This window comes from uncultured Stenotrophomonas sp. (assembly GCF_945952405.1).
GTDB lineage: Bacteria > Pseudomonadota > Gammaproteobacteria > Xanthomonadales > Xanthomonadaceae > Stenotrophomonas.
Window position 1 is genome coordinate 22,588 of record NZ_CAMFIA010000025.1, and the last position, 17,960, is coordinate 40,547.

The following is a 17,960-nucleotide window of genomic DNA, read 5'->3' on the forward strand; positions in this document are numbered from 1 at the left end:
GGCGTCGCACTGTCAGATATCTGACGTTCATTTACGACAAAGTGTCACTTGATCGGCCTTAGGCTCGGCCGCGCATTCCCAATCACAAGGAGTAGTCGATGCGATTGCTGTCCCCGCTTGCCGCCGCCTGCCTGCTGGCGCTGGCCGCCGCGCCGGCCCAGGCCGAGGTCTTCATCAACGAACTGCACTACGACGACAGCACCGCCGCCGGTGACGTCGGCGAAGCCATCGAGGTCGTGGCCACCGCCGGTGAGGACCTGTCCGGCTACCGCCTGTACCTGTACAACGGCGCCAACGCGTCGGCGGCCCTGGTCTACGCCAACACGCCGGTTCCGGCCGGCAGCGCCGCTGGCTGCGGCAGCGCCACCATCGCCGTGGTCAACTACCCGACCAACGGCATCCAGAACGGCCCGAACGACGGCATCGCGCTGGTCGATGCCAGCGGCAAGGTGGTCCAGTTCCTCAGCTACGAGGGCACCATCACCGCATCCGGCGGCCCCGCCGCCGGCATGACCAGCCAGAACATTCCGGTGGCCGAGACCAACAGCACGGCCCCCGGCACCTCGCTGCAGCTGACCGGCAGCGGCAGCCAGTACGCCCACTTCACCTGGGCCGAGTCGGGCCGGCAGACCTTCGGCAGCTGCAACAACGGCCAGACCTTCAGCGGTGGCGGTACGCCGGGCCCGAATACGCCGCCGTCGGTGTCCACCACCACCCCGGCCCAGGGCAGCAGCACCTTCCCGGCTGCGGCCGACCTGGAAGTGGTGTTCAGCGAAACGGTGAACCTGGCCAGCGGCGCCTTCGCGCTGAGCTGTGGCAGCTCCGGCAGCGTGCCGCTGACCTTCCCGGCCAGCGGCCGCAGCGTCAAGCTGTCCACCAACACCGCCCTGGTCGCGGGTGAAGCCTGCCGCTTCGACATCCGCGCCGCGCGCATCACCGACCTGCAGGGTGCGCATCCGGCCGCCGACAGCCGCATCGCCTTCACCGTGGCCAGCACCGGCGGCAATCCGGACCCGGGCACCCCGGGGGTGCCGGCCGGCTACTACTCCAAGGTCAACACGTCCAGCCCCAGCCAGCTGCGCTGCTCGCTGCATGCCACCATCAAGGGCCACACCGCGTACCCGTACAGCGGTTCGGGCACCAGCACCTGGACCATCCTGGAAATCGCCGACGAAGATCCGAACAACCCCGGCAGGATCCTGGACGCTTACCGCAACCGCAGCTACGCCAAGGTGACCGACCGCGCCGGCAGCGGCAGTGGCCTGAAGTACAACCGCGAGCACACCTGGCCGAACTCGCTGGGCTTTGCCAGCACCACCGGTGACAAGGGCCTGCCGTATGCGCCGTACACCGATACCCACATGCTGTACCTGACCGACGCGCAGTGGAACGCCGACCGTGGCAACAAGCCGTTCGGCAAGTGCGACGCCAACTGCGGCGAGCGTGCCACCGAGGCCAACAACGGCCAGGGCGGCGGCAGCGGCGGCTACCCGGGCAATTCCAACTGGGTGCGCACGCCGGACGGCAACACCGGCACCTTCGAGGTGTGGGGCAAGCGCAAGGGCGACATGGCCCGCGCGGTGATGTACGTGGCGATCCGCTACGAGGGTGGCAAGGACGCGGCCACCGGCCAGTCCGAGCCGGACCTGGAGCTGACCGACGACCGCAGCAAGATCGTCAAGACCAGCAGTTCGCCGGCCTACATGGGCCTGCTGTCGACCCTCATCGACTGGCACCTGTCCGATCCGCCGGATGCGGCCGAGCGCGCCCGCAACGATGTGGTGTACAGCTTCCAGGGCAACCGCAATCCGTTCATCGACCACCCCGAGTGGGCAACCCCGGCCCTGTTCACCTCGGCCAAGCCGGCGAGCTGCCAGCTGGCCAACTGACCGCGCAACGCAGCGGTCCACTGCCGCCGCCGGCCCTTGGGTCGGCGGCGGCCCTATACTCGACGGTCATGTCGACCGTCGATCCCGTCCTGCTGCTGTTGACCACCTGCCCGGACCGGGCCAGTGCCGAGCGCATCGCGCACGCGCTGGTTGGCGAGCGCCTGGCGGCGTGCGTGACCCGCCTCGAGGGCGCACAGTCGACCTACCGCTGGCAGGGCGAGGTGACCACCGATGCCGAACTGCAGTTGCTGGTGAAGACCACCGCCAGCCGCATCGACAGCGCGATGGCCCGCATCGTCGAACTGCATCCGTATGAACTCCCGGAGTGCATCGCGGTCGAAACCCGGGCCGGCCTGCCGGCGTATCTGGACTGGATCCGGGCACAGACCCGGGAGGACACTGATTGAAGACTCTGTTTGCGCGTGGCGCCGCCTTGTGCGCCCTGTTGTGGCTCTCGCTGCCCGCCTTCGCACTGGATGAGAAGGACCTGTTGCCGGTGGACCAGGCGTTCGCGCTGACCGCGACCGCCCCCGAGCGCGGCCAGGTGCAACTGCAGTTCAAGATCGCACCGGGCTATTACCTTTACCGCCACCGCACCAGCGTCAAGGCCGACCCGGCGTTCAATGCCGGCGCGCTGCAGATGCCCAAGGGCGACAAGCACCACGACGACTTCTTCGGCGAAGTCGAAACCTATCGCGAGCGCCTGCAGGCCACCCTGCCCGGCGCACCGACCGATGCAGCCGGCACCATCAGCCTGGAAGTGCGTTACCAGGGCTGCGCCGATGCCGGTGTCTGCTACCCGCCGCAGAAGCGCGTGGTGCAGGTGACACTGCCCGGCGCTGCCGCCCAGAGCGCGCCGGCAGCGGCCCGTTCCGCTGCGGCCAGCCCGTTCAACACCCCGCTGACCGGTACCGGCAACAGCGGCGGCCTGCGCCTGCCGGGCGCGGCCAGCAACAGCCAGGCGCTGCCGCTGCCTTCGGAGCAGGCGTTCGGCTTCGATGCCATCGCCAGTGACGGCAACACCCTGCTGCTGCGCTTCAGCCCCGCACCGGGCTACTACCTGTACCGCGACCGCACTTCACTGAAACTGGAGGGCCGCGCCGGCGTACTGGCCGGCACGCCGCGCTGGCCGGCTGCACAGTCGCACCGCGATGAGCACTTCGGCGATGTCTCGGTGTACTTCAGCCAGGTGGAAGTGCCGCTGCCGCTGCGCCGCTCGGTTGCCGACGCGATCGACAGTACCCTGGTGGTGACCTTCCAGGGCTGCCAGACCGACGGCATCTGCTACCCGCCGATGACGCGCCGGGTGAAGCTGTCGATCCCGGCCGGCACGATCACCGCCAACGCCGCGCAGGTACCGCCGCGCAACGAAGTGACCGACCCGCTGCCCACCGCCAGCGGTGCACCGCGCGAAGCGGCCAACGGCGCCCCGCTGCGCCTGCTGCCGACCGTGCCCAACCCGGATGCCGCGGCCACGACCAGCGCCGGCAGCGAGGGTGCGGGCAATGAGTTCGCCGGCGACGCGCGGGGCGACAATGCACTGCGGACGCGTCCGCCGGTGACCACGCCGAATCCGGACCGTTCGTTTGTCTGGGTCCTGCTGCTGGCCCTGGCCGGTGGCCTGGTGCTGAACCTGATGCCCTGCGTGCTGCCGATCCTGTCGCTGAAGGTCCTGAGCCTGGCGCAGAGTGGCGAAAGCCCGCAGCGCGCGCGCAGCCATGCCCTCTGGTACACGCTGGGCGTGCTGGTCGCGTTCGCGGTGATCGGTGCGTTGATGGTCGGCCTGCGCGCGATCGGCAATGCGGTCGGCATCGGCTTCCAGCTGCAGCACCCGGGCGTGGTGGCAGCGCTGGCCTACATCATGTTCGCGGTGGGCCTGAGCCTGTCCGGGGTGTTCACCCTGGGCGGCGGCATCGGCAACCTTGGCCAGTCGCTGGCCAGCCGCAGTGGCCCGGCCGGTGATTTCTTCACCGGCGCGCTGGCCTGCGTGGTCGGCAGTGCCTGCGTCGGCCCGTTCATGGGCGGTGCGATTGCCTATGCCTTCATTGCCCCGCCGCTGAAGGCAATGACCGTGTTCCTGTTCCTCGGCCTCGGCCTGGCCCTGCCCTTCCTGCTGATCGGCTTCGTGCCGGCGCTGGCGCGCCGCCTGCCCAAGCCCGGCCCGTGGATGGAAACGCTCAAGCACGTGCTGGCCTTCCCGATGTATGCCACCGCGCTGTGGCTGCTGTGGGTGCTGGGCAAGCAGCGCGGCGTGGACGGCATGGCGCTGGTACTGGGTGGCCTGCTACTGTTCGCCTTCGGCCTGTGGCTGTTTGAACGCAACCGCTGGACCGGTTCGCGCGCGGTCACCCTGCTGGGTGTACTGCTGGCCATCGGCGCACTGGTTCCGGCCTGGGGCGTGACCCAGCTGGCGCCGCCGGCACGCGCGGCCCAGGTGGCCAGCGACAACGTGGTCGCGTACTCGCCGCAGCTGCTGGACCGCCTGCGCGCCGACAACCGCGTGGTGTTCGTCAACATGACCGCCGACTGGTGCGTGAGCTGCAAGGCCAACGAGCGCGCGGTGCTGTCGCGGCCGGAGTTCAAGGAACTGCTGAAGCGCACCAACGCGGTCTACATGCGGGGCGACTACACCAACGTGGACCCGCAGATCACCACCTTCCTGGAAGAGCACAAGGCCGTGGGCGTGCCGCTGTACGTGGTGTACGGCCCCGGCGCGCCGCCGACCGTGCTGCCGACGCTGCTGACCCAGGCGGTGGTCGAGGAAGCGCTGCTGCGCACCGCACGATGAAGTGGCAACGGCCAGCGCTGCTGTGGACAGCGGTGCTGGCCGCCGGCCTCGGCCTGTGGGCCGGGCATCGGCTGGCGCCGGCCCCGGCGGTTCCCGCGGCGCCGTTGGCCGCGCCCGCGGGCGTGGCCGCCAAGCCCGCCCTGCAGGCCGGCGACCCACTGCCGGCGCTGTCGCTGCCGGATCTCGATGGACGACTGCTGGACCTGCGCCAGCACTTCGGCGGTCGCCCGCTGCTGATCAATGTGTGGGCCAGCTGGTGCGCCCCTTGCGTGGAAGAAATGCCCGAACTGGCCCGCTTCGCCACGGACCAGGGCGAGACCGGCGTGCAGGTGCTGGGCCTGGCGCTGGATACCCCGGAGGACGTGCGCCGCTTCCTGCTGCGGGTGCCGGTCGACTACCCGATCGTGATCGACACCCCGGGCCCACGCGATGCCAGCGTGCAGCTGGGCAACCAGCAGGGCCTGCTGCCGTACAGCGTGCTGTTCGATGCACAGGGGCGCCTGTTGAAGGCGAAGCTGGGACCGTTTGCCCACGGTGAGATCGACGGCTGGGTGAAGTGAGGTCGCGGCAGGGTTGCACCCTGCACCCGCCGAGGCCACAGCAACAGCCAAGGCTGCTTTCCGGGGGATGGCGGGGCGGGTCCGGCCCGATCCGCCCTGCTTGACCGCGACCGGGGCGCCACGGAGAATTCCGCGACTAATTCTCATTTGCTGTTGCGCAGGATGCGGGCGGCAGCCTTCCAGGCCTCCTCCTTCGATGTTCAAGAACGTCCTGTTCCAACTGCACTGGCTGCTGGGCATCACCGCCGGTGCCGTCCTGGCCGTCATGGGCCTCAGCGGCGCCGTACTGTCCTTCGAAGACGAACTGCTGCGCGCGGCCAACCCCGGCTTCGCCGAGATCGCCGAACACCATGCCGACGGCCAGCTTCCACTTGCGCTCAGCGAGCTGGTGCCGCTGCTGCAGGCCGGCAGCGAACGCCCGCTGCAGCGCCTGCGCGTGGATGCCAGCGGGCAGCGGCCGTCGGTGGCGCGCTTTGCCGGTGGCAAGCAGAACTGGGTGTACTTCGACCCGTACAGCGGCGAACGCTTCAGTGCCCTGCGCGGGCAGGCGTTCTTCGATTTCGTCGAGGACCTGCATCGCCATCTCGCCGCCGGCGAGCGCGGCAAGTGGATCACCGGCAGCTGTGCGATCGCGCTGCTGTTCTTCGCCCTGTCCGGCCTCTACCTGCGCTGGCCGCGGCGCTGGTGGCACTGGCGCAGCTGGTGGGTGGTGGAGTGGAAGCGCAGCGGCCGCGGCTTCCTGTGGAGCCTGCATTCGGTGGTCGGCACCTGGGTATTGCTGATCTACCTGATGAGCGCGCTGACCGGCCTGTGGTGGTCGTTCGATGGCTACCGCAGCGTGGTCAGCACTCTGCTGGGTGTCGCGCCGGCCGCAAAGCACAAGGTCGCCAACGCCGCGCTGGACCTGGTCCGGGTGGAGACCACGCTGTATGCCCTGCCCGGCGTGCGCACCGGCTTCATCGACCTGCGCCTGCCGGAAAAACCGGGGCAGGCATTGAACGTGCGGGTGATGGCCGGTGATCCGTCGCAACGGGGCGGCCACCATGATCGTGCGCACGACCTGCTGCAGCTCGATCCGGCCAGCGGCGCGGTGCTCGATGCCCGCCCCTACGACCGCCAGGGTACGGGCGGACGGCTGGCCACCAGCGTGTTCGCACTGCACTCGGGCAGCTATTTCGGCGTGCCCGGACGCGTGGTGGTGATGCTCAGCAGCCTGGGCATGAGCCTGTTCTTCATCACCGGCTGGATGCTGTACCTGGACCGCCGCCGCAGCCAGCGTGCCGCGCGTGGCCTGCGCCAGTCGCTGCCAGCGGCAACCGTCGATGACCGTGGCTCGGCGTGGCTGGTGGTGCATGCCAGCCAGAGCGGGCTGGGCGAACAGCTGGCCTGGCGTGCCGCCGCGCAGCTGCAGGCCGCTGGCCATGCCGTACAGGTGCTGCCATTGGCCCGCATCGATGCGGCGAAGCTGCAGGCCACGGCACATGCCTTGCTGGTGCTGAGCACCTTCGGTGATGGCGAAGCGCCGGATGCGGCGCGACGTGCCGCGCGGCAGCTGCTCGCGCAACGCCTGGCGCTGTCGGGGCTGCAGTTCGGCCTGCTGGCACTGGGCGACCGCCAGTACCCGCACTACTGCGGCTTCGGCCGCCAGTTCGACGGCTGGCTGATCGGCAATGGCGCGCAGCCGCTGTTCGACCGCATCGATGTCGATGCCGCCTCGGTGCCGGCGCTGCGCCAGTGGCAGCAGCAGTTGGGGGCGCTGACCGGCATCGTTACCGACGACAGCGTGTTGCCGGAAGCCACGCAGATGCACGAGTGGCGGCTGCTTGGCCGCGAGCGCCTCAATCCAGGCAGCGTCGGCGGCGCGATCTGGCGCATCCGTCTTGCCGCGCCGACCGGGATCCAGTGGCAAGCGGGCGACATCCTGCATATCGCCCCACGCCACAGTGCGCGGCATGTTGGCGCAGTGCTGAAGGCACATGGCCTGGACCCGCTGCAGCCGCTGCTGGTCGATGGCGTCGCGCGCACGTTGCTGGCGCTGGCCAGCGAGCGCGAACTGCCCGACGCGGATGCCGCGTTGGCGGTACAGGACCCGTGCCTGTGGCTGGCAGGACTGCCGATGCTGCCCGGACGCGAGTACTCGATCGCGTCCTGTGCGGGCGACGGCACGGTGGACCTGGTGGTACGCCTGGTGCACGACGCCTGCGGCCGCACCGGGCTGGGTTCGGGCTGGCTGTCAGTGCATGCGCCGGTCGGTGCCAGCATTGCCGCCCGCGTGCACCGCAACCCTGGTTTCCATCGCACCGGCGGTGCGCCGATGGTGCTGATCGGCAACGGCACCGGCATCGCCGGACTGCGCGGCCTGCTGCGCGAAGCCGCGCAGGTGGGCGAGCACGGGCACTGGCTGTTGTTTGGCGAGCGCCAGCGCGCCCACGATTTCCTGTTCGCCGACGAGATCGAAGCGTGGCAGGCCGAAGGCCATCTTGCACGGGTGGACCTGGCGTTCTCGCGCGATGGCGACGGCGGCTATGTGCAGGATCGACTGCGTGCGGCCGCCGATGCCCTGCGCGGCTGGATGCAGCGCGGCGCGCTGATCCATGTCTGCGGCTCGCTGCAGGGCATGGCCGAAGGCGTGGACCAGGTACTGCGCGAGGTACTGGGCGATGACGCCGTGGAACTGCTGCTGGAGAACGGGCGCTACCGCCGCGACGTGTACTGAGCAGGGGGGCGATGCCGGCCAGCGGCCGGCACTACCTGGGGTGGTTTCAGGCTGCCGCCCGCTCCGCCCGCTGTCCCGGCTGCAGGCGGAACGCCCCCACCGCCTCGGCCAGCGCATGCACCTGCGCCTGCATCTGCGCCGTCGAAGCGCCGGCCTCTTCCACCAGGCTGGCATTGCGCTGGGTGCTGGCCTCCATCTGCACGATGGTCTGGTTCACCTGCGCGATGCCCGCGTGCTGGTCCTGCGAGGCGCTGCGGATGCCCGCCAGCAGCTCGGCCAGCTGCTGCACGCTGCCGACGATCTCCCCCATCGTGGTGCCGGCCTGCTCGGCCTGCTGGTTGCCCTGGCCGACACGCGCCACCGAATCCTCGATCAGCGCCTTGATCTGCTTGGCCGCTTCGGCACTGCGCTGGGCCAGCAGGCGCACTTCGGCGGCCACCACCGCGAAGCTGCGGCCCTGTTCGCCGGCACGCGCTGCTTCCACCGCCGCGTTGAGCGCAAGAATGTTGGTCTGGAAGGCGATGCCATCGATCAGCTGGGTGATGTCGCCAATGCGCCGCGACGCTTCGCTGATGCCATGCATGGTCGCCACCACCTGGCCGACGGCTGCGCCGCCGCGCTCGGCCACAGCCGCTGCCCCCTTGACCAGTACATCGGCGCGGCCGGCGGCATCGGCATTGCGGCCCACTGTGTCGGTGAGCTCGTGCATCGAGGCGGCGGTTTCCTCCAGGTTGGCCGCCTGCTGCTCGGTGCGCTGCGACAGGTCGTGGTGACCGGCAACGATCTCGCCAACGCCGGTATCGAGGCTGGACGTGGCCCGCTGGATGCGGGTGACGATCTGTCCCAGCTGCGCCACGGTGGCATTGGCGTCGTCGCGCATGCGTGCGAACACGCCCTGCAGGTCGCCTTCCATGCGCACGCTGAGGTCGCCGCCGGCGAGCCCCGCCAGCAGCGCCTGCAGGTCACCGAGGTTGGTTTCAAACGTGGCAAGAAGCCGGTTGATGCTGGTCGACAGCGTGCGCACGAAGCCCTGCTTGCCCTCCAGCTCGATGCGCCCATGCAGATCGCCATGCGCTGCGGCATCGACCAGCGCTGCCACTTCGGTCTCCAGCAGGGTTTCCAGCGCACGGCTGCGCCATTCCACCGCGACGCCGAGGAAGTGCCCCTCATCAGTAATGGGGTTGGCGATCAGTTGATAGCGCACCCCGGCGTGGCCGATCTCGCGTTCCTCGCGCTGGCGTACGCCGGCCAGGCTGGCCAACGCAGGATGCAGGCGCGCCGCGTCACTGCCCACCAGCTCATCGGCCGGGCATTCCAGCTGCTGCAGCAGTGCCGGGTTGGCATAGGCGACCCGGCCTTCGGCATCGACCACCATCAGGCCGGTCTGCGCACTGTCCAGCGCCTGGCGCACGCGGGTATTGCCGCGTGCCAGCGCACGTTCGGTCTCGATGCGCGCGCGCAGGCGCTGCTGCATGTCGACCAGGCGCTGCGCCAGCTGGCCGATCTCGTCGTTGCCGTTGTACACGCGCAGGGTGGTGTCCAGGCGATCATCGGCAATGTCGCTGGCGAAGCGCAGGGTGTCCTGGATCGGCTGGCGTACCGCACGCAGCACCAGCACCAGGCTGGTGATCAGCACCCCCGCGACCAGCAGCAGGGTCAGTGCGAACAGCACGCTCATGGTGCGCGCACCGGCCTGTTGGCGCGCCTGGGCCTTGGCCAACGCCGCCACCTGCGCCTGCTGAAAGGCGGCCAGCGCCGGTGCAACGGCAGCGGCGGTATCCAGCAGCGACTGCGCCTCCACATCCAGCCCGACGCGGGCGGCGGTGTAGCCCAGCAACGCGATCTGGTAGCCCTCCATCCCGCTACGCAGGGCGTCCTGCCCCGCCGTGGGCAAGCCCGCCAGCGCAAGGTCGAACGGCAACTTCTCCTCGCTGGCGCGGTCGGCGTGGGCCGAATCACCATCCAGCAGCAGCAGCGCTTCCTGGCGGCGCATCTTCTGCAGCGACAGCGCCAGCGCCGGCCGCTGCAGTGCATCCACCTGCGCCTGCAGCGCATCGGCGGCCTGCTGCAGCTGCGCGGCCAGACCGGCGTCACCGCGGCCCATTTCGTCGACCCTCTCGAACAATGCCGCCACGCCCTGCGAGAATGCATCGGCGGCTTCGGTCAGCGCCTGCAGCGCCTGGCGCCGGCCGGCATCCATCGGCATCGCGCGCAGGGCCTGCAGATCGGCCTGCAGCGCCTTCTGCGTGGCCAGCAGCTGGCTGCGATCGGCATCATCGAAGCTGCGTGCATACTGGGTCTGCAGGCGGCGGGCCTCGGCCACGCACGTCGCCAGGCGGGCGGCCAGGTCGCTGCCGCGCTGGTAGCTGGCCTGGCTGCGCACGGCCTGGGCGTTGGCATGGCCGGTCCAGGCGTAGACGCCGGCAATGGCCACCAGCCCCAGGCCACAGACCCAGAGGGTCGCCTTGAGCTTGTTGGCCACGCTGAGCCGGTGCGGTTGCAACCATCGCAACAGGCCGGGGGACGCCCGACGCAACGTGGCAAGACGCGTGCGCAGGAACCGGAGGTGGGGGACAACGGCCGACATGACAGACTCCAGGCGTAAGGACGCACCTGTATCGGCCGCATCCGCCCGACCTTTAGCTTTTTTGCATCCAGCCGCGGCGGCCGCTGGCGGACGCGGCCTTTGTACCGGGCACAGGCGACGGCGGCATGACACCCCTGCCGCGCTTGACCTCAACCCCGGTTGCGGGAGCACAGTGGACCTCCCTCCCCGCTCCGGTGCCCCATGACCACGCTTGATATCCCCCGCTATCTGCAGCGGCTGCAGCTGGATGCGCCGCCCGCACCGACGCTGGCCGGCCTGACCCAGCTGCAGCAGCGCCACAACGCACTGCTGCCGTTCGAGACGCTCAGCTGCCTGTTGCGCGATGCGGTCCCCATCGATCTGGACAGCGTGCAGCGCAAGCTGCTCGACGACCGTCGCGGCGGTTACTGCTTCGAGCTCAATGGCGGCCTGCTGGCCCTGCTGCAGGCGCTGGGGTTCGATGCACAGCCCCTGAGCGCGCGCGTGCTGCTGGCTGCGCAGGACGGCGAACTGACAGCGCGCACCCACCTGCTGCTGCGCGTGCACGTGGACGCCGAGGACTGGCTGGTGGACGCCGGCTTCGGCAGCCTGACCCCGACCGTCCCGCTGCGCCTGCACGACATCCGGCCACAGGCCACGCCACATGAACGCTATCTGCTGCAGCGGCTGGGCGAAGACGGTGATTTCGTGCTGTCGGCCGAATCCGGCGATGGCTGGCGGGCGATGTACCGGTTCGACCTGCAGGTGCCGGCGCCGATCGACAACGTGGTCGGCAACTGGTACGTGTGCACCCACCCCGATTCCAGCTTCCCCGGCCAGCTGCGCGCGTCACTGACCGGACCGGACTGGCGCCGCACCATCGGCAGCGGCAACTACACCGAGTACCGCCCCGGGCAGGCGCCGGACAAGCGCCCGCTGCATGATGTCGGCGATGTGCGGGAGGTATTGCAGCAGCGCTTCGGCATGCAGCTGCCGGACGACCCGCGGCTGGACCCGGCGATCAATGACTGGCTGCAGCGCGCGCGTTCGGCCACGGTGTAGCGCCAAGCCGGGGCTCCGCCACCGCAGCCGAGCAGGGCTCGGCTCTACCTGCCTGCCGACCATGGCGGCGCGGTTAGGGTGCTGCGGGCGCCTGCAGTGCGATGCGGTTGCCTTCGCTGTCGCGGATCTCGGCCACGCGCCAGTCACCGGCAATGGCCGGGCCAAAGCGCAGTTCGGCACCGGCCTGCAACGCGCGGCCGAGGCTGGCATCCAGGTCATCGACCCCGATGTAGATGCGCGCCCCCTGCTCGGAAGCAAGGTAGTCCGCTCCCTGCACCAGGGCCATGCTGGCGCCGGCGGCCTCATCGGCGAACGGCAGGTAGGCCATCCGGCAGTCGTGCAGCAGGATGGGTTCGTCCACCTGCACCTGCAGCCAGCGCTGGTAGAAGCGGATGGCGCGGGCCAGGTCGCTGGCCGGGATCTCGACATGCAGGATCGGGTTCACGGGCGCTCTTCTCCGGGTCCACTCAGATGATGCGCAGGGTAATCGCCTTGAGCACCGCGCGGGTGCGGTCGCGGGTGCCGAGCTTGTCGAGGATGGCGGAGACGTAGTTCTTCACCGTGCCCTCGGCCAGGAACAGGCTGCGCGCGATCTCCTTGTTGCTGTAGCCGCCGGCCAGCAGGCGCAGGATCGCCACTTCGCGATCGCCGAAGGTATCGGTCGGCGGGGCCTCGTCGTGGAAGCGGTAGCGGGCGCGCACCGGTTCGGTGCTGACCGGCAGCAGCAGGGTCTCGCCGGCGGCCACACGCTCGATCGCCTCGCGCAGGTCGGCCGGCGCAGCATCCTTGAGCAGGAAGCCCTGCGCGCCCGCCTCGCTGGCCCGCAGCAGCAGATCACTTTCATCGAAGGTGGTCAGCAGCAGCAGCGGCGTGGCATCGCCGCGCGCACGCAGCTGGCGCAGCGCTTCGATACCATCCAGCCCGGGCATGCGGATGTCGCTGAGCACTACGTCCACACGCTGTGCAGCCAACGCATCCAGCAGGGCCTGGCCGTCTTCGGCCTCCAGCACCACCTGCACCCCCAGGCCCTGCAGCAGCGCACGCAGACCCGCGCGCACCAGCGCCTGGTCATCGGCCAGCGCCACCCGGATCGGCGCGGCACTCATGCCGGCAACCGCGCGGTCAGGTGCATGCCGCCCTGCGCGGTACGGGCCAGCACCAGCTGCCCCTGCACTGCGGCGAGGCGTTCGCGCATGCCGGCGATGCCATTGCCTTCGCGGATGCGTTCGGCACGCTGGCCATCATCGCGGATATCGATATGCAACTGGGAGTCCTCTTCGCTGATCGTCAGCCATACGGTTTCTGCATTGCCGTGCCGTGCGGCATTGGTCAGGGCTTCCTGCACCAGCCGCAGCACGGTCTCGGCCATCAGGGGATCGCCCACGCGCACGCCTGCGTCGATCTGCAGCTGCAGTTTCGGCCGTGGGAACGGCGCCGCCAGCGCATGCAGCGCGGTGGCCAGGTCAAGACCGCGATCATCGCGCATCGACTGCACCACCTGGCGCAGATCGGCCAGCAGCTCGCCGGACAACTGCTCGGCCAGCAGCACCGCTTCGCGCCCGGCCAGCACCGGATCCGCGGCCAGCGCCCGCAGGTTCAGGCGCATCGCAGTGAGCTTGTGTCCGGCCACATCGTGCAGTTCGCGCGCCAGCCGCAGGCGCTCGGCATCACGGGCGCTGTCGGCCAGCAGGGCACGGGTGGCCAGGAGATCGGCATTGACCCGGGCAAGGTCGTCGCGGGCCTGCGCGGTGCGCCGTGCATAGTGCGCGGTCAACGCGGCGAAGGCCTGGAAGCCGGCATACAGCAGCACCACCAGCAGCGGCTCGGCGAAGCCACTGTGGCGCAGCACCGCATACACCGCCAGGTTGGCCAGCACCGCGACTGCAAGCACGAAGCGCGGCGGCCAGTGCTCGGCCAGCTGGGCCACCAGCACCACCAGCAGCACCGGAGCAGTCCCGGTACGTGGCTGCAAGGCAACCAGGGCCACCGCCAGTAGTGCCTGCACTGTGGCGGCGAGCGCACGCACGCGGACCGGCATCGAGGCCCATCCATGCACGACGAACAACAGCAGGAACGCGCCGAGCAGCAACTGGCTGAGCCCGGCGCCGGGGCGCGGCCCACCGAATGACAGGCCGACCACCAGCACGGTGGCCAGGCCGGCGAGGCTGAGCGGACGCAACAGGTGGCGAAGCAGGCTGGGCATGGCCAGATGCTGACCGCCCCGGCCGCAGCCGGCAATGGGCCGCACGCAGAAAGTGACTTCTGGCACGTCGAATCGATGACCACTGGCCCTGAACCCGCCGCGGCGGGCCGCGCAGACTGGCCCCACACCGCAACACCCCGTCCACGGCACCCCAACCACTCCGGAGCCACCGCCATGATCCGTACCGCCCTGCTCAGCACCGCCCTCGCTGCCCTGGCCCTGGCCGGCAGCGCCCACGCCGCCGACCTGGCGGTGACCGTGCACGACGTCCGCGTGCAGACCGGCACCCTGCGCGTTGCGCTGGTGGACAGCGCCAGCGCCTGGGATGGCAAGGCCGCCCCGGTGCAGGCACAGCAGGCCCGGCCCAGCGGTGACAGCGCACGCTTCGTGTTCACGAACGTGCCGGCCGGCACCTACGCCGTGCTGCTCACCCACGATGAGAACGACAACGGCAAGCTCGATACCAACCTGGTCGGCATGCCGGTGGAGGGCTACGGCTTCAGCAACAATCCGCAGGTGATGCGCAAGCCGACCTTCGATGAGGCACGCATCACCCTGCCCGATGCCGGCGCCGCCATCGACATCACCCTGCGCTGATCCCCGCTTCCAGACCCGAGGCCATCATGGACCGTCGCCGCTTCCTCCGTACCCTGCTCAGCAGCAGTGCCTGCCTGGCGCTTGGCGCCACCGCGCTGCGCAGCGCTCCGGCCTTCGCCGGTGACCCCGCGCGCTTCGCGCAGGGCCTGCAGCAGCACCCTTGGCTGCTCGGCTGGCGCAGCGTCGGCAGCGAAAGCCTCGGCCCGGCCACCGTGCAGCTGCAGGGCAAGCTTCCCGCCGGGCTGGCCGGCACGCTGTACCGCAACGGCCCGGCCTTGACCGAGCGCGACGGCTTCCGCTATGACCATTGGTTTGACGGCGACGGCATGGTGCAGGGCTGGCGCTTCAATGGTGACGGCAGCCTGACCCATCACGGGCGCATGGTGGCCACGCCGAAGTTCACCCGCGAACAGAAGGCCGGCCGCTTCCAGTATCCGGCCGCAGGTACCACGGTTCCCGGTGCGCTGGCGGTGCGCAACAACGACGATGCCAACGTCGCCAACACCTCGGTGACGATGATCAATGGCCGCCTGTTCGCCTTGTGCGAGTCCGGCTCGGCGTTCGAGGTCGACCCCGATTCCCTGCAGACCCTCGGTCCGGTGACCTGGCGCCCGGACCTGGCCGCGCTGCCCTTCTCGGCGCACCCGCTGCCTGATCGCGATGGCAGCCTCTGGAACTTCGGCTCGATCAGCCTGATGGGAGGCCACGGCCTGCTGGTCTGGCATATCGGCAAGGACGGCCAACTGCGCAGCGCCAACGTGATTGAAACGCCCGAGCACGGCTACCTGCATGCCTTCGCGATGACCGACCAGCACCTGGTGTTCGTGCTGATGCCCTTCGATTTCACTGGCACCGGCGGCAGTTTCTTCGAGCGCATGCAGTTCGCGCCACAGCGCCCTTCCCGCATCGCGGTGGTGGCCAAGGATGCGCCGGACAAGGCGCAGTGGTTCGAAGCCCCGTTCGCGGCGATCTACCACTTCGGCGATGCCTTCAGCCGCGACGGAGGCATCGTGCTGCGCGCGGTGCGCCACGATGACATCAACGAAGCGCGCTCACCGATGAAGGAGGCGATGGCCGGTGACGGCGCGCATGCCGCCAACAGCGGCGCCAGCCTGGTCGAGCTGCACCTCGACCTGCGCCGTGGCCAGGCCCGCTGGCAGCCGGTGGGCATCAGCGCGGTGGAGTTCCCGTTGTTCGACCCGCGCTCGGCCAGCACCCGTGGCGCACGGCTGTATGCACCCACCATCGATGGAGCGGCCACCGCGCCGTACTTCAATGCGGTGGCCGCGTTCGACATCGAGCGCGGGCGCCGCCAGCTGTGGCGCTACGGGGCGGACATCATGGCCGAGGAGCATGTGTTCGTGCCGCGCCCGGGCAGCCGCAGCGCCGATGACGGCTGGTTGATCGGCACCCTGCTCGACCCGGTGAACCAGCGCAGCGGCCTGGCCGTACTCGATGCACGGCACCTGGATGAGGGTCCGCTGGCACAGGCGTGGCTGCCGTACGCAGTGCCGCTGGGCTTCCATGGCACGTTCGCGGCACGCGCTTGAGTCCACGCCGCGCGGACAGCCGCTCGGGCATGCTGGGCTGCCCTCGTCGCGTGGAGTCCCGCATGTCCCTGGCCGACCATCGAAGTGCGCTGGCACCGCAGGGATTCCTGCGCGTGGCCATCAACCTCGGCAACCCGGTTCTGGCACAGGGCGACGCACGCTCCCCGCGCGGGCCCTCGCTGGAACTGGCGACGGCATTGGCACAGCGGATGGGCGTGCAGGCGCGCTTCACCTGCCACGACGCAGCGGCTTCCGTGGTCGCCGCTGCGGACCAGGACGATTGGGATCTGGCGTTCCTGGCCATTGACGCGGCCCGCGCTGGCCGCATCGCCTTCAGCGCGCCCTACGTGGAGATCGAAGGCACCTACCTGGTGCGCGAGGACAGCCCGGCGCAGCAGGTGGCCGAGCTGGACCGCGACGGCCTGCGCATCGCGGTCGGCCGTGGCGCGGCCTATGACCTGTTCCTCAGCCGTGAGCTTTGCCATGCGTCGATCGAACGCGCAGACACCTCCGCAGCAGCCATCGCCCTGTTCGACCAGCAGCAGCTGGATGCCGCCGCCGGCGTGCGCCAGCCGCTGACGGCGTGGGCCATGACACATCCCGGCCATCGGGTGCTGCCCGACCGTTTCACGGCGATCCAGCAGGCGGTGGCGGCACCGGCGTCGCGGCCGGCAGATGCGCTGCAGGCACTGTTCGCGGAAGTGGACGCGATCAGGTCCGGCCCACTGCTGGGTGAAGCCTTCGCGCGTGCCGGGCAGGCGGTCACCCTGCTGCGGTGACCGCTTGATGATCGAGCGTGCGCGAGGTGCGCCAGGCGGACGCCATCAAGCAGGGTTCGACGCTACAGATCTGCGTCCGATGAGGTGGCCGCCATGTGCCGTACGTGCTCGGCCGCCTGCGCATGCAACCAGTCGCGGAAGGCGAGGAAGCCGCGATGGCGGGCCGACCGCTGCGGGTACACCAGCCAGTGTGGCCAGGCGGTCTTCAGGCGCTGGCTGGACAACGCGACCAGCTGCCCGGAATCGAGCAGCAGGCGTGCCCGGGTCACCCGCCCCAGCGCCACACCGACGCCGTCCAGGGCGGCGCGATGATGCGCCTCCGAATCATCCAGCACCGCCACGAAGCGCTGCGGGGGACTCTGCCCGCTCAATGCGAACCAGGCCCCCCATGCGCCATCGGGATCACCGAGTAGCGGCCACTGGTTCAGTGGCACATCGCCGATTCCGCCCATGCGTTCGATCAGTGCCGGGCTGGCCATCGGCAGCAGCCATTCATCGAACAGCGGCTCCACCACCAGCCCCGGCCAATGCCCGCTGCCCAGCCGCAGCGCGGCGTCGAACTGCCGCTGCCGTTCGAAATCGACCAGGCGCTCACTCGACTGCAGGTTGATCTCGATCTGCGGGTGCGCGGCCACGAAATGCCCGAGGCGCGGTACCAGCCAGGCCGAGGCCATCGACGGCACCGCACTGATCGTCAGCACGTGCTCGGCACGCGCGGCATAGGGTTGGAACGCCTCGTTGATCGCATCCAGGTGCGGACCGACCTGTTCGAGCAGGCGCTGCCCTTCCAGGGTGAGGCTGACGCCGCGCGCCTGGCGGATCAGCAGCGGCTGGCCAAGCCGCTCTTCCAGCTGGCGCATCTGATGGCTGAGCGCACTGACGGTCAGGTTCATCGACGCCGCCGCCCGCGACAGGTTGCCCAGCCGGGCGGCCGTCACGAAGCCCTGCAGCGCATGGAGCGGAGGACGGGACATCAGGCTTGAATTCCTCTCAAGTCCAGCTTGCGGAAATGTCGCTTTTTGCGCCCCCATGCTGCCCGTATCGTGCATTCCACTCAAGTGGAGGCCCCCTCATGAACATCTTCGGCAGCCTGTTGTTCCTGCATGGCCACGTCGCCAGCGCCGAGCTGGCGCGGCAGCTGGCCGGCCCGTCCACGCCGCCGCCATGCCGCATCGTGCCCGTGCTGCCAGGGGCCCCGTCCGCCGACCGGCCGCCGCAGGATGCCCGGCGCCGTTGACGACGCCGCCCAA

General features: G+C 69.8%; 15 protein-coding genes. 10 read left to right on the forward strand and 5 right to left on the reverse strand.

The features are described 5' to 3' along the window. Positions 1-98: 98 nt before the first annotated feature. From Q0P60_RS18465 to Q0P60_RS18485, 5 genes are all read left to right on the forward strand, one after another. A complete protein-coding gene (locus Q0P60_RS18465) occupies positions 99-1,889 on the forward strand; it encodes an endonuclease (protein WP_294996931.1) in 1,791 nt (596 codons plus the stop codon). 68 nt (positions 1,890-1,957) lie between these two features. After that, positions 1,958-2,296 carry a divalent-cation tolerance protein CutA gene (cutA, locus tag Q0P60_RS18470; protein WP_294996933.1) on the forward strand — a complete coding sequence of 113 codons (339 nt, stop codon included), beginning with the start codon at positions 1,958-1,960 and terminating at the stop codon, positions 2,294-2,296. Then, entirely contained in the window at positions 2,293-4,677 is a 2,385-nt protein-coding gene (locus tag Q0P60_RS18475; RefSeq protein WP_294996935.1) for a protein-disulfide reductase DsbD, read from the forward strand. The genes cutA and Q0P60_RS18475 overlap by 4 nt, the downstream gene beginning before the upstream one ends. Next, positions 4,674-5,237: a TlpA disulfide reductase family protein gene (locus Q0P60_RS18480; RefSeq protein ID WP_294996936.1), complete on the forward strand. Its 564-nt coding sequence runs from the start codon at positions 4,674-4,676 to the stop codon at positions 5,235-5,237. The genes Q0P60_RS18475 and Q0P60_RS18480 overlap by 4 nt, the downstream gene beginning before the upstream one ends. Positions 5,238-5,433: 196 nt before the next feature. Beyond that, on the forward strand, positions 5,434-7,953 hold the full coding sequence (locus Q0P60_RS18485; RefSeq protein WP_294996938.1) for a sulfite reductase flavoprotein subunit alpha: 2,520 nt from the start codon (positions 5,434-5,436) through the stop codon (positions 7,951-7,953). Between the two features lie 46 nt (positions 7,954-7,999). On the opposite strand, the gene Q0P60_RS18490 is transcribed toward Q0P60_RS18485, so the two are convergent. Then, positions 8,000-10,540 carry a methyl-accepting chemotaxis protein gene (locus Q0P60_RS18490; RefSeq protein WP_294996940.1) on the reverse strand — a complete coding sequence of 847 codons (2,541 nt, stop codon included), beginning with the start codon at positions 10,538-10,540 and terminating at the stop codon, positions 8,000-8,002. Positions 10,541-10,741: 201 nt separating this feature from the next. Between Q0P60_RS18490 and Q0P60_RS18495 the strand changes: the two genes are divergently transcribed. Then, complete coding sequence (locus Q0P60_RS18495) at positions 10,742-11,581, forward strand: arylamine N-acetyltransferase (protein WP_294996941.1); 840 nt, start codon at positions 10,742-10,744, stop codon at positions 11,579-11,581. A 73-nt stretch (positions 11,582-11,654) separates the two neighbouring features. On the opposite strand, the gene Q0P60_RS18500 is transcribed toward Q0P60_RS18495, so the two are convergent. From Q0P60_RS18500 to Q0P60_RS18510, 3 genes are read right to left on the reverse strand one after another with little or no spacing between them, the layout of a single operon-like run. After that, on the reverse strand, positions 11,655-12,026 hold the full coding sequence (locus Q0P60_RS18500; protein WP_294996942.1) for a VOC family protein: 372 nt from the start codon (positions 12,024-12,026) through the stop codon (positions 11,655-11,657). 22 nt (positions 12,027-12,048) lie between these two features. Beyond that, positions 12,049-12,687 (reverse strand): response regulator transcription factor, encoded by a 639-nt coding sequence (locus Q0P60_RS18505; protein ID WP_294996943.1) that lies wholly within the window; start codon positions 12,685-12,687, stop codon positions 12,049-12,051. Beyond that, positions 12,684-13,784: a histidine kinase gene (locus tag Q0P60_RS18510; RefSeq protein ID WP_294996945.1), complete on the reverse strand. Its 1,101-nt coding sequence runs from the start codon at positions 13,782-13,784 to the stop codon at positions 12,684-12,686. Before Q0P60_RS18510 ends, Q0P60_RS18505 begins: the two co-directional genes overlap by 4 nt. A 174-nt stretch (positions 13,785-13,958) precedes the next feature. Here Q0P60_RS18510 and Q0P60_RS18515 point away from each other — a divergent pair, with 174 nt between their 5' ends. The 3 genes from Q0P60_RS18515 to Q0P60_RS18525 all read left to right on the forward strand — a co-directional run bounded on the left by Q0P60_RS18515 (position 13,959) and on the right by Q0P60_RS18525 (position 16,710). Beyond that, positions 13,959-14,381, forward strand: coding sequence for a DUF2141 domain-containing protein (locus tag Q0P60_RS18515; protein ID WP_294996946.1), 423 nt, complete (start codon positions 13,959-13,961; stop codon positions 14,379-14,381). 26 nt (positions 14,382-14,407) lie between these two features. Further along, on the forward strand, positions 14,408-15,931 hold the full coding sequence (locus Q0P60_RS18520) for a carotenoid oxygenase family protein (RefSeq protein WP_294996947.1): 1,524 nt from the start codon (positions 14,408-14,410) through the stop codon (positions 15,929-15,931). A 62-nt stretch (positions 15,932-15,993) separates the two neighbouring features. Further along, positions 15,994-16,710, forward strand: a complete 717-nt coding sequence (locus tag Q0P60_RS18525) for a transporter substrate-binding domain-containing protein (protein WP_294996948.1) — start codon at positions 15,994-15,996, stop codon at positions 16,708-16,710. 62 nt (positions 16,711-16,772) lie between these two features. Here the strand turns inward: Q0P60_RS18525 and Q0P60_RS18530 are convergent, their stop codons facing one another. Further along, a complete protein-coding gene (locus tag Q0P60_RS18530; protein WP_294996949.1) occupies positions 16,773-17,684 on the reverse strand; it encodes a LysR substrate-binding domain-containing protein in 912 nt (303 codons plus the stop codon). 98 nt (positions 17,685-17,782) lie between these two features. On the opposite strand from Q0P60_RS18530, the gene Q0P60_RS18535 reads away from it, so the two are divergent. Next, positions 17,783-17,947 carry a hypothetical protein gene (locus Q0P60_RS18535; protein WP_294996950.1) on the forward strand — a complete coding sequence of 55 codons (165 nt, stop codon included), beginning with the start codon at positions 17,783-17,785 and terminating at the stop codon, positions 17,945-17,947. The last annotated feature ends 13 nt before the right edge of the window (positions 17,948-17,960 follow it).